This is a genomic window from Antiquaquibacter metalliresistens (assembly GCF_029211225.1).
In the GTDB taxonomy this organism is placed as follows: Bacteria; Actinomycetota; Actinomycetes; order Actinomycetales; family Microbacteriaceae; genus Rhodoglobus; species Rhodoglobus metalliresistens.
Window position 1 is genome coordinate 120,672 of record NZ_JARGEM010000003.1, and the last position, 11,831, is coordinate 132,502.

General features: G+C 69.8%; 13 protein-coding genes. 11 read left to right on the forward strand and 2 right to left on the reverse strand.

The features are described 5' to 3' along the window. The first annotated feature begins 14 nt into the window (after positions 1–14). Positions 15–947, forward strand: coding sequence for a phosphodiesterase (locus PYV02_RS06165; RefSeq protein WP_275757235.1), 933 nt, complete (start codon positions 15–17; stop codon positions 945–947). Positions 948–993: 46 nt separating this feature from the next. Further along, the gene (locus PYV02_RS06170) at positions 994–1,893 is read left to right on the forward strand and encodes a tyrosine recombinase XerC (RefSeq protein WP_275757237.1); all 900 of its coding nucleotides are present in this window, start codon (positions 994–996) and stop codon (positions 1,891–1,893) included. Positions 1,894–2,114: 221 nt separating this feature from the next. On the opposite strand, the gene PYV02_RS06175 is transcribed toward PYV02_RS06170, so the two are convergent. Beyond that, complete coding sequence (locus PYV02_RS06175) at positions 2,115–2,573, reverse strand: MarR family winged helix-turn-helix transcriptional regulator (RefSeq protein ID WP_275757239.1); 459 nt, start codon at positions 2,571–2,573, stop codon at positions 2,115–2,117. Positions 2,574–2,671: 98 nt separating this feature from the next. Here PYV02_RS06175 and PYV02_RS06180 point away from each other — a divergent pair, with 98 nt between their 5' ends. Further along, positions 2,672–4,753 carry an MMPL family transporter gene (locus PYV02_RS06180; protein ID WP_275757240.1) on the forward strand — a complete coding sequence of 694 codons (2,082 nt, stop codon included), beginning with the start codon at positions 2,672–2,674 and terminating at the stop codon, positions 4,751–4,753. On the opposite strand, the gene PYV02_RS06185 is transcribed toward PYV02_RS06180, so the two are convergent. Continuing rightward, positions 4,750–5,208 carry a M23 family metallopeptidase gene (locus PYV02_RS06185; protein ID WP_275757242.1) on the reverse strand — a complete coding sequence of 153 codons (459 nt, stop codon included), beginning with the start codon at positions 5,206–5,208 and terminating at the stop codon, positions 4,750–4,752. The genes PYV02_RS06180 and PYV02_RS06185 overlap by 4 nt on opposite strands. A 247-nt stretch (positions 5,209–5,455) precedes the next feature. Here PYV02_RS06185 and rpsB point away from each other — a divergent pair, with 247 nt between their 5' ends. From rpsB to PYV02_RS06225, 8 genes are all read left to right on the forward strand, one after another. Further along, the gene (rpsB, locus tag PYV02_RS06190) at positions 5,456–6,496 is read left to right on the forward strand and encodes a 30S ribosomal protein S2 (RefSeq protein WP_275757243.1); all 1,041 of its coding nucleotides are present in this window, start codon (positions 5,456–5,458) and stop codon (positions 6,494–6,496) included. 12 nt (positions 6,497–6,508) lie between these two features. Then, positions 6,509–7,336, forward strand: coding sequence for a translation elongation factor Ts (tsf, locus tag PYV02_RS06195; protein ID WP_275757245.1), 828 nt, complete (start codon positions 6,509–6,511; stop codon positions 7,334–7,336). Between the two features lie 159 nt (positions 7,337–7,495). Beyond that, positions 7,496–8,242, forward strand: coding sequence for a UMP kinase (pyrH, locus tag PYV02_RS06200; RefSeq protein WP_275757247.1), 747 nt, complete (start codon positions 7,496–7,498; stop codon positions 8,240–8,242). Between the two features lie 2 nt (positions 8,243–8,244). Further along, positions 8,245–9,099, forward strand: coding sequence for a DMT family transporter (locus PYV02_RS06205; protein ID WP_275757249.1), 855 nt, complete (start codon positions 8,245–8,247; stop codon positions 9,097–9,099). A gap of 35 nt (positions 9,100–9,134) precedes the next feature. Beyond that, positions 9,135–9,686, forward strand: a complete 552-nt coding sequence (gene frr / locus PYV02_RS06210) for a ribosome recycling factor (RefSeq protein ID WP_275757251.1) — start codon at positions 9,135–9,137, stop codon at positions 9,684–9,686. Further along, a complete protein-coding gene (locus PYV02_RS06215) occupies positions 9,686–10,561 on the forward strand; it encodes a phosphatidate cytidylyltransferase (protein WP_275757253.1) in 876 nt (291 codons plus the stop codon). Before frr ends, PYV02_RS06215 begins: the two co-directional genes overlap by 1 nt. Positions 10,562–10,596: 35 nt before the next feature. Further along, the gene (locus tag PYV02_RS06220) at positions 10,597–11,145 is read left to right on the forward strand and encodes a DivIVA domain-containing protein (RefSeq protein ID WP_275757255.1); all 549 of its coding nucleotides are present in this window, start codon (positions 10,597–10,599) and stop codon (positions 11,143–11,145) included. A 46-nt stretch (positions 11,146–11,191) separates the two neighbouring features. Continuing rightward, entirely contained in the window at positions 11,192–11,818 is a 627-nt protein-coding gene (locus PYV02_RS06225) for an aggregation-promoting factor C-terminal-like domain-containing protein (RefSeq protein WP_275757257.1), read from the forward strand. Positions 11,819–11,831 lie beyond the last annotated feature (13 nt).

Genomic DNA, 11,831 nt, shown 5'->3' on the forward strand with positions numbered 1-11,831 from the left:
CCTAGGGTTGAGCCGTGATCCAACTCGGCCAGTATCCGGCGCCATCGCACACCATCGCCCACTTCAGCGACACCCACCTGCTCGGCGGCGGTCGGCCGCTGTACGGCAAGGTGGACACCATCCACCACCTCGGTCAGGCCCTGCACCAGCTCGAGCGCTCGTCCGCCAAGCCCGAGGCCATCGTGTTCACCGGCGATCTCGCCGACCTCGGCGAACCCGACGCCTATCTGCGCCTGCGCGAACTCGTCGAGCCCGTGGCCGCGCGCATGGGCGCACAGGTGATCTGGGTGATGGGCAACCACGATGAGCGCGCCGACTACTCGCGTCTGCTCTTCGATCAGGAATCGGATGCCCCGCAAGACCGTGTCTACGACGTGAACGGCCTGCGCATCATCTCCTTCGACACCACGGTGCCCGGCTACCACCACGGCGACGTCAGCGACGACCAGCTGGACTGGCTCGCCGACGTGCTCGCGAGCCCCGCGAAGCACGGCACGCTGCTCGCGGTGCATCACCCGCCCATCCCGACTCCGCTGCTCGAGGCGATGGGCATGCTCGAGCTGCAACGGCAGGTGCGCCTGGCGGAGGTGATTCGCGGTACGGATGTGCGTGGCATCCTCGCGGGGCACCTGCACTACTCGACGCACTCGACCTTCGTCGGCATCCCCGTCTCGGTCGCCTCGGCGACGTGCTACACACTCGATCTGAGCGCCGAGAACCGGTTGCTGTCGGGCGTCGACTTCGGCCAGTCGGTGAACGTCGTGCACGTCTACGACGAGCAGATCGTGCACTCGGTGATCCCGGTCGGCGACACCGTGGAGATCTCCGGATTCTCCGCGGATGCGTGGGCGCAGATCGAGGCGATGACGCCCGAGCAGCGCCTCGAGACCTTCTCGGCGAAGAACTCGAGCTTCAACGCCGGCGAGGTGGCCTCTTCGGGGCAGTGAGCGCGTCGCGCCGACGCTGACCGTGCTCGCGCGCGACGATGGGGCCGTGGACCTGCACCGCACCGTCGACGTCTTCGCCGAGCACTTGGCGGCGGAGCGCGGCTTCAGCGCGCACACGGTGCGCTCCTACCGTTCGGATCTGACGCAGCTCGCCGACTTCGCGTCGGCCCGTGGGGCGGTGGAGCCGGGCGATCTCGACCTGGAACTGCTGCGCGATTGGCTCTGGCGAGCCTCGCAGGAGGGCCTGGCCAAGTCCACACTCGCGCGTCGCGCCGCCGCCGCCCGCGCCCTCACCAGCTGGCTCGCCCGCACGAACGCGACCGCGACGGATGCCGCGACCCGCCTCAAGGCGCCCAAGTCCGACCACCACCTGCCCCGCGTGCTCACGCGCGAGCAGATGGCCTCGATCCTGACCCGGGTGGCGGACCGCGCGGAGACCGGCGATCCGATCGGGTTGCGCGACCTCGCCATCGTGGAGCTGCTCTACGCATCCGCCCTGCGCGTGAGCGAACTCACGGGGCTCGCGATCCGCGACGTCGACCTGGGCCGCCAGACGGTGCGGGTGCTGGGCAAGGGGTCGAAGGAGCGGGTCGTGCCGTTCGGCATCCCGGCACGCCGCGCGATCGTGGGCTGGCTCGAGCGGGGTCGCCCCGCGCTGCCCGCCGAGGGCGAGGCCCTGTTCGTCGGGGCGAAGGGCGCGCGACTGGCCAACCGCGCAGTGTACGAGCTGATCTCGGGGCTGTTGGCCACGATCCCCGGCACCGGTCCGGCCGGCCCGCACACGCTGCGCCACACGGCGGCGACGCACTTGCTCGACGGGGGAGCGGACCTGCGCGCCGTGCAGGAGATGCTCGGTCACGCGAGCCTGGGCACGACCCAGCTCTACACCCACGTCTCGACTGAGCGGCTCAAGGAGAGCTACCGCATCGCGCACCCGCGCGCCTAGCCCGCTCGCAGCCGCCCCCTCCCCCCGCAGCAGCCGCCCGCATCCGCCCCTCCGCCCCGCGGCCGCCCTCTTCGCATGCGGTTGCGCAACTCATGGCACCTGCTGTCCTGGGGGACGACACGCCGGGCCGCGCGGCGTGTCGAGCCGCCTCCCCATGAGTTGCGCACAGAGAGTGCGGGCGCGGATGGTGCGGCCCGGACGGGCGCACCCACCCGTCGGGTTCAGGGCTCGAGTCGGGCGCGGTACGCGTCCACGATGCGTTGCAGGTACTCGGTGATGGTCGCCTGCTGTTCGGCGTCGAAGCCGTCGAGCACCCGATCGATCCCGAGGATCATCGGCATGAGCGCGGCCATCGCGCGGTCCACGGACTCCGGGCGCGGCACGACGACGATGCTGCGCCGGTCGCTGGGATGCTGCTCGCGCGTCGCGTGCCCGACCGCCACCAGGCGGTCCACGACGGCGGTCGCGGCGGCCGTGCTGATGTCCAGTCGTCGCGCGAGCTCGGTGGGACTCATGGGGCCGCTCGTGATGAGGTGCTGCATGGCCTGCAGGTCGGTGGGGTTGACCTCGAGCTCCCGTCCGAGCTGCACGGAGTATCGCGCGTTGACTTCGATGAACTCGCGTACGAGTTCGCTCGCGCGGTGCACGCGGAACGATCGCGGCGATTCCGCGGGCTCCATCTCGGCACTTTGCACGGACACGAGTTTACCGCTATGTTCTTCGATTGGTTAGTAGTTCGATCATCTAGCTAATTTGGACCGCAGCGCGAAGGATGCCCATGCACCGCCTCACCCGTTTCATCGCCGGCCGCCGCACGTCGTGGATCGTGCTCGCCGTCGCACTGCTCGCCGCCGCGGCCGTCTTCGCACTCGGCTCGGGCTCCGAGAAGGAGACCGCGCCCGGCGTCGGGCTGCCGGCATCCGCCGAGTCCGAGCTCGTCGCCGCGGCCCAGGAGAACCTGCCCGGCGCCGACTCCACGAGCGCGCTGCTCGTCTTCAGCCGCGATGGTGACGAGCTGACCGAGGCCGACCTCGACGCGGTGGCCGCGGCATCCGCCGATCTCGCGGAGTTCAGCACCGAGGGCTTCGTGCCGCCGCCCACCATCTCCGACGACGGCACGGCTGCGCTCGTGGTCGTGCCGCTGGAGGCGGAGTCGGATGTCACGGCCCAAGCCGACCGCGCCGCCGAGCTGCGCGCCACCGCCAACGCCGACCTGCCCTCCGGTCTCACGGCCCTGCTCACCGGAGCCGAGGGCTTCGCGGTGGATGTCGCCGCTGTCTTCAAGGGCGCGGACTTCACGCTGTTGCTGACCACGGTGATCGTCGTGGCCGTGTTGCTGCTGATCACCTACCGCAGCCCGTGGCTGTGGCTCGTGCCGCTGACCGTGGTCGGCCTCGCGGACGGCCTGTCGGGCATCGTCGCGGCCCGGGTCGCCGCCCTCGCCGGCATCGCCCTGGATGCCTCGGTCACCGGCATCCTCTCGGTACTGGTCTTCGGCGCCGGCACGAACTACGCGCTGCTGCTCATCGCCCGCTACCGCGACGAGTTGCGCCTGGTGGAGGATCGCCGCGAGGCGATGTCCAGGGCGCTGCGCGGTGCGGGACCTGCGATCATCGCGAGCGGCAGCACGGTCGTGCTCGCCCTGCTCACGCTGGTCTTCGCGCAGCTCGAGGGCAACCGTGCGCTCGGCATCGCCTGCGCCACCGGTGTCGTGATCGCCATGCTCTTCGCGCTCTTCGTGCTGCCCGCCGCCCTCGTGCAGTTCGGTCGCGGCCTGTTCTGGCCTGTCGTGCCCAGATTCGGCACGGAGGGCTCCGCCGAGCGCGGCGTGTGGCGCAAACTCGGCACGCTCGTCTCCCGCAAGCCGGTGGTCGTGGCCATCGTCGGCGCCCTCGTGCTCGGCGCCCTCGCGCTCGGCACGACGCAGATCAAGGTCGGCCTCGCGCAGACCGAGCGCTTCACCGCGGTGCCGGAGGCGGTCGTGGGGCAGGAGATCATCGCGGACGCCTTCTCCGCGGGCAGCGGTTCCCCGGCGGCGGTCATCACGAACGCGGCCTACGCCGATGAGGTGGCGGATGCCGCGGCATCCGTCGACGGCGTCGTCTCGGCCACGGTCGGCGAGACCGACGGCGAGATCACCCAGGTGAACGTCGTGCTCGACGCGGCAGCGGAGACCTCGGAGTCCTTCGCCGCGATCGACGCGCTGCGGGCGGAGCTGTCGTCGATCGACGGTGCCGACGCGATCGTGGGCGGGCTCGACGCGCAGTCCCTCGACGTGGCCCGCGCCCAGCAGGCCGATCAGGATCTGGTGATCCCGCTCATCCTCGCCCTCGTCTTCCTCGTGCTCGTGATCCTGCTGCGCGCACTCGTCGCGCCCCTGTTGCTGCTGGCCACGGTCGTCGCGAGCTTCTTCGCGAGCCTCGGCGCGAGCTGGCTGCTGTTCGAGAGCGTGTTCGGCTTCCCGGCGATCGACACCAACGTGGTGCTGTTCAGCTTCCTGTTCCTGGTGGCCCTGGGTGTGGACTACAACATCTTCCTCGTCACCCGCGCGCGCGAGGAGACCGTCGCGCACGGCACCAAGGAGGGCATGATCCGCGCGTTGTCGTCGACGGGCGGCGTGATCACGAGCGCCGGCATCCTGCTCGCGGCCGTGTTCGCGGTGCTCGGGGTGCTGCCGCTGATCACGCTCACGCAGATCGGCATCATCGTGTGCATCGGCGTGCTGCTCGACACCCTGCTCGTGCGCACCGTGATTGTGCCGTCACTGGCCTTCATCACGGGGGAGCGCTTCTGGTGGCCGAGCCGGGTCGCCTCGGTCGGCGCGGTCGTGCGCACCACCGGCAACGGCGTGCAGCACTAGCGGGTCGGCAGCAGCACGGAGAACGGCAGCCCGCCCAGCAGGCGCAGCGGATTGACGTACTCCCCGTCGAGGCGCACGCCGAAGTGCAGGCACGGGGATGCGCAGTGCCCGGGCACCACGGAGCCGATCGCCTCGCCGCGCCGCACCGGGGCACCCGCCGTCAGCGTCGAGGTGACCGGCTCGTAGCTGGAGATGAGGCCGCCCGGATGCCGGATCGAGAGCACCGGACGGTCCACCACCACCCCGGCGAAGTGCACCACCCCGGCGGCGGGCGCGAACACCGTGCCGCCGGGTGCGCGCACATCGATGCCGCGGTGACCGGAGCCGTAGGGGGTGGCCGGTGCGATGTAGGGGCGCACGATCTCGTGCGGCGGTGCCACCGGCCACGCCCAGCTCGGGTCGGGCACGGCGAGCGGGAGCAGCAGGAGGCTCAGGAGGGCGATGGCGCGTCGCATCCCTCCACGATCGCGCGACGGTCGTCCCCGCGGGCGGGCGGGGACGGGGCGGTGGAGAACCCGGGCGCTGGTGCTACCATTGGGGACAGCATCCGGGCAACCGGGTGACTACGCGTGCCCGTAGCTCATCGAGCGAACCAGGCCCACACTCCATCAGTCCCTGCGAAGCGGGGCGGAGTCTGTGCCCGGGCACCAGGTTCCGCGGCCGACCGGCGGCGGAGAACAACTGAGAAGAAGGAGTACGGCCATGGCCGTCGTCACCATTCGCCAGCTGCTCGACAGCGGTGTGCACTTCGGGCACCAGACCCGCCGTTGGAACCCGAAGATGAAGCGCTTCATCCTCACCGAGCGCTCGGGCAGCCACATCATCGACCTCCAGCAGTCGCTGGCCTACATCGACAAGACCTACGACTACGTCAAGGAGACCGTCGCGCACGGCGGCACCATCCTGTTCGTCGGCACCAAGAAGCAGGCCCAGAACACGATCGCCGAGCAGGCGACCCGCGTCGGCCAGCCCTACGTCAACCAGCGCTGGCTCGGCGGTCTGCTCACCAACTTCTCCACCGTCTCCAAGCGCCTCGCGCGCATGAAGGAGCTCGAGGAGCTCGACTTCGAGGACACCGCCAAGAGCGGCTTCACGAAGAAGGAACTGCTCATCAAGAAGCGCGAGCTCGACAAGCTGCACAAGTCGCTCGGTGGAATCCGCAACCTCACCAAGACGCCGTCGGCGGTGTGGGTCGTGGACACCAAGAAGGAGCACCTCGCCATCGACGAGGCGCACAAGCTCGGCATCCCGGTGATCGCCATCCTCGACTCCAACTGCGACCCCGACGAGGTGCAGTACCCGATTCCGGGCAACGACGACGCGATCCGCTCCGTCGGCCTGCTCACCCGCATCATCGCGGATGCCGCGGCCGAGGGCCTCATCCAGCGCCACCAGAAGCCCGAGGCCGGCGTTGAGGTCGAGCCGCTCGCCGCGTGGGAGGCGGAACTCCTCGCCGCGAGCGAGACCCCCGTCTCCGAGGCCGAGCAGATCGAGGCCGTCGACGGACTCATCGGCTCCACCACGCCCGATGAGGCCGCGGTCGCCGAGGTCGTCGCGGCCGAGGTTCCCGTCGAGGAGAACGACGCGGATGCCGTCGTCGCCGAGCACGAGGCCGCCGCCGACGCGACCATCGTTCCCGAGCACCACGTCGAGTCGGACGCGGAGACCGAGGCGAAGATCGAAGCCGCGGCCACCGAAGACGAGAAGAAGCCTGCTGCGGCCAAGCCCGCGGCCAAGAAGTAAGGACCGAAGAACATGGCAGACGTCAGCCTCGCCGACATCAAGGCCCTGCGCGAGCGCCTCGGCACGGGCATGGTCGACACCAAGAACGCCCTCACCGAGGCCGGTGGCGACATCGAGAAGGCCGTGGAGATCCTGCGCCTCAAGGGAGCCAAGGGCAACGCGAAGCGCGCCGACCGCTCCACCAGCGAGGGCCTGATCGCGGCCGTGCACAGCGCGACCGCGACCACGATGATCGAGCTCGCGTGCGAGACCGACTTCGTGGCGAAGAACGAGAAGTTCATCGCCCTCGGCGACAAGGTGCTCGCCGCCCTCGCCGACTCCGGCGCCGAGACCGTGGATGCCGCGCTCGCGGTGCCGCTCGACGGCGGCACGGTCGGCAGCGTGATCGACGACGAGGCCGCCGTCATCGGCGAGAAGCTCGAGCTGCGTCGCATCGTGCGCATCCCGGGTGACAAGTTCGAGGTCTACCTGCACCGCACTTCCAAGGACCTGCCCCCGCAGATCGGTGTCATCGTCGCCTACACGGGTGACGACGCCGAGACCGCGCGCGGCGTGGCCCAGCACATCTCGTTCGCCGACCCGCAGTACCTCTCCCGTGAGGACGTGCCGCCGATCGACGTCGAGAACGAGCGTCGCATCGTCGAGGAGATCAGCCGCGGCGAGGGCAAGCCCGAGGCGGCTCTGCCGAAGATCGTCGAGGGTCGCATCGGCGCCTACTTCAAGCAGGTCGCCCTGCTCGAGCAGGACTACGCGCGCGACAACAAGCTCACCATCGGCAAGGTGCTCGCGGATGCCGGCCTCACCGTGACCGGGTTCGCCCGGTTCAAGGTCGGCGCCTAGCCACCACCGTCACGAAGGGCCCCGGGTTTTCCCGGGGCCCTTCGTGCATCCCGCCTGCCCGCTCCACCAATGCGGAGGACGACACGCCGGCGGCTCGCTCCCGGCGCGGGATGCCCGGCGCGCCGTCCTCCGCATTGGTGGAGAGCACGCTGCCCGAGGATGAGGTTGCCGCGCGGTACCCTGGGAACCGTGACCGAAGACAAGCCCCGCCGTGTAATGCTCAAGCTCTCCGGAGAGGCGTTCGGCGGTGGTTCCCTCGGGGTCAACCCCGATGTGGTCGCGGCGATCGCGAAGGAGATCGCCGTGGCATCCGCCGAGGGTGTGGAGGTCGCGATCGTCGTCGGCGGCGGCAACTTCTTCCGCGGCGCCGAGCTCAGCCAGCGCGGCATGGATCGCGGCCGCGCCGACTACATGGGCATGCTCGGCACCGTGATGAACGCCCTCGCCCTGCAGGACTTCCTCGAGCAGGCGGGGGCCGCCACGCGCGTGCAGTCCGCGATCTCGATGACGCAGGTCGCCGAGCCCTACATCCCGCGCCGCGCCGAGCGGCACCTCGAGAAGGGCCGCGTCGTGATCTTCGGCGCCGGCGCCGGGCTGCCCTACTTCTCCACCGACACGGTCGCCGCGCAGCGCGCCCTCGAGATCGGCGCCGACGTGGTGCTCGTCGCCAAGAACGGCGTCGACGGCGTCTACGACGACGACCCGCGCAAGAACTCCGATGCATCCCGCCTCGATGAGGTCACCTACCAGGAGGCGCTGGTGCAGGGCCTCAAGGTGGTCGACTCCACCGCGTTCAGCCTGTGCATGGACAACGGGATGCCCATGGTCGTCTTCGGCATGGAGCCCGCCGGCAACGTGACCAAGGCCCTGCGCGGGGAACGCATCGGCACCCTCGTGCACGCCTGACCTTGCTCGTCGCACTGCTCGTCGGTGTCGCCGCCGTCGCGCACGCCACCTGGAACATCACCGTCAAACGCACCGGCGCGACCGGACCCGGCTTCATCTGGGCCGGCGTGGTCGTCAGCGCGGTGCTCTACGCACCGTTCGGCATCACCTCCCTGTTGGAGTCCGGCGCGGACCTGCTCGCCTGGCTGCCGCTCGCCGCGGTCAGTGGGGTGCTGCAGATCGTCTACTTCTTCGCGCTCCAGCGCGGATACCGGCTCGGCGACGTCTCGGTGGTCTATCCGCTCGCCCGCGGCACCGGGCCCGCGCTGTCGGTGGTGCTCGCGATCCTGCTGCTCGGCGAGCGTCCGGGGTGGGTCGCGCTGCTCGGCGGTGCGGTCGTGGTCATCGGCGTGGTGGTCATCGGGCTGGCGGGCGGGGCCGAGCATGCCCGGGCGAACCGGGCGGGCATCCTCTACGGCCTCGTGGTCGGGGTGATCATCGCCGTGTACACGCTGTGGGATGCTGCGGCCGTCACCGTGCACGCGATGCCGCCCATCGGCTACTACTGGGGCAGCGTGGTCGTGCAACTCGTGCTGCTGGCCGTGCCGGCGCTGCGCAGGCGCCGGGAGACCGTGGCGTTCGTGCGTGCGCATCCGGTGGCGGTGCTGCTGTTCGGTGCGCTCGGACCGCTCGCGTACGTGCTGATCCTCATCGCATTCCAACTCGCGGATGTGTCCATCATCGCGCCGGCCCGCGAGATCAGCGTGGTGTTGGTCGGGCTCGCCGGCTGGCTGCTGTTCCGCGAGCCGCACCCCGTGCAGCGCCTCGTCGGCGCCACGGTCGTGCTCGCCGGGGTCGCGCTACTGGCGCTCGGCTGACCCGCACTACACTCGACATGGACGTAAGGAGAGCCGTGATCAGCGACGTTCTGGCCGAGGCCAAAGACAAGATGCAGAAGGCCGTGGAGGTCGCCAAAGACGACTTCGCGACCGTGCGCACCGGCCGTGCCAACCCCGCCCTGTTCCAGAAGGTGCTCGTCGACTACTACGGCACCCCGACCCCGCTCGGGCAGCTGGCATCCATGGCCAATCAGGAGGCGCGCACGCTCCTGATCACGCCCTATGACAAGGTGGCGCTGAAGGACATCGAGAAGGCGCTCGTCGCCGCGACGAACCTGGGGGCGAGCGTCGGCAACGACGGCAACGTGATCCGCGCGACCCTGCCCGAGCTCAACGAGGAGCGCCGCAAGGAGTTCGTGAAGATCGTGCGCGACAAGGCCGAGCAGGCCCGTGTCGCCCTCCGCAACATCCGCCGCAAGGCCAAGGACGACCTCGACAGCCTCAAGGAGGTCGGCGAGGACGAGATCGCGCGCGCGGAGAAGGACCTGGATGCCGCGACCAAGGCCCACGTCGACGCCATCGACGAGGCCCTCAAGCGCAAGGAAGCCGAATTGCTCGAGGTCTGATGGCCAGCGATTTCGAGGCCCAGGTGCGCGCCACCAACGAGGCCATCAACGCTCGCACCGGCCGCCCGTTGTTGCGCGCGATCCTGGTCGGGCTGCTGCTCGGCGGCGCCCTGCTGGTGAGTCTGCTCGTCATCAAAGAGCTCTACATGATCTTCGCCGCGGCGCTCATCGGCTTCGCGACCTACGAGCTCGCGACGGCACTGCGCTCCACCGGCCGTGACGTGCCACGCGTGCCCACCATCGCGGCCGCCATCGCCATCGTTCCGGCGGCCTTCTATTGGCAGGATGCCGGGCACTGGCTCGTCACGCTCGCTGCGATCGCGCTCGTGAGCCTCTGGCGACTCGCCGAGATGATCCGACCGAGCATGCGCGTGTCGCCCGCGGCCCTGCTGCGCGACCTCGGCGCCGGGGTGTTCATCCTTGTCTATATCGGCTTCATGGCCAGTTTCACGGTGCTGCTGACCGCGCAGGACGGCGGCCAGTTCTGGACCCTGGCCTTCCTCATCGTGGTCGTCTCGGTGGACACGGGGGCGTACGCCTCCGGGTTGGCCTTCGGCAAGCATCCGATGGCGCCGGTGATCAGCCCGAAGAAGACCTGGGAGGGTTTCGCGGGCTCGGTCGCCGCGGCGCTGATCGCGGGCATCCTGCTGGCCATCTTCATGCTGCAGCAGCCGTGGTGGGTCGGCGTGATCCTCGCGCTCGTGCTCGTCGTGACCGCGACGACCGGTGACCTCGCCGAATCGCTCATCAAGCGCGATCTGGGCATCAAGGACATCAGCACCTGGCTGCCCGGGCACGGCGGCTTCCTCGACCGCGTCGACTCGTCGTTGCTGTCGGGCGCGGCCGCCTACGGACTCTTCCTGCTCTTCACCTGAGCGGAAGTCCAGCCGTACTGCGGCACAATGGAGCGGTGAGCACAACTTTCCCGCGCGCCCGCAAGAAGCCCGGCTACAACATCGACCAGGTCGAGGACTTCCTCGAGGAGGCCCGACGCGCCTACACGGCCGACCCGCGCCAGCCCGGGGTGCTCGATGCCGATTCGATCCGCAGGATGGCGTTCTCCATGCAGCGCGCTGGCTATTCGACGTCGCACGTGGATGCCGCGCTCGAGCGCCTCGAGGACGCCTTCGCCGCCCGCGAGCGAGAGCGCGCCCTCGCGGAGGTGGGGGAGTCCGCGTGGTACGGCAAGGCCCGCAGCTCGGCGCAGGCGATTCTCGACCGACTCGCCCGCCCGGTCGGCCAGCGCTTCTCCCGGGTCGGACCGCTCACCTACGGCTACCACGTCAAAGACGTCGATGCCTTCGCCGAGCGCCTCACGGGCTACTTTCAGCACGGCAAGCCGATGAGTGTCGAGCAGGTGCGTTCCGTGGTGTTCCGGCCCGCCAGGCGCGGCTACAACGAGACCCAGGTCGACCTGCTGCTCGACGCCGTGATCGACGTGATGCTCGCGGTGCGCTGAGCCCTCCCTGGGCGCTGCAGGGTGCATCCGGTACGATTGGCCAACTGTGAGGAATCAATCGCGGCTCGTCGAGCTCCGCGCGCAGCGCAGGAGTGAGGGCGGCGACGTCTCCGGCCGCCACGTGCGCACGCCGTGGTCGCTGCCGTTCTTCGCGAGTTTCGTCACCTTCGCCTTCCTGCTCGTGACCCTGGCGCCGCCGTACTCCGACGCCTACGCCGTGAACGTCTCCGGTGTGGCCGTGGAGGTCGCCGCCCAGTCCCTGCGGGTGGATGGGGAGTACTCGAACGCCGTGGGACGCGACACCTTCTCGATCAGCGAGCCTGCGCCCGTGGTCGTGACCCCCTCGGTGCCCGCCGCCGGCGTGCCGGATCCGGGAACGGCACAGGCCATCGCCTACGCGATGCTGCAGTCGATGGGCTGGGGCGACGACGAGTACAGCTGCCTGGTGGCGCTGTGGAATCGCGAGTCGCACTGGAACGTTTACGCGCACAACGCCTCGAGTGGCGCGTACGGCATCCCGCAGGCGCTGCCCGGCGAGAAGATGGCCTCCGCAGGCGCCGACTGGGCGACGAACCCGGCGACCCAGATCACTTGGGGGCTCGGCTACATCTCCGGCCGGTACGGAACGCCCTGCGGCGCCTGGGCGCACTCGGAGGAGATCGGCTGGTACTAGGGATGATCCCTAT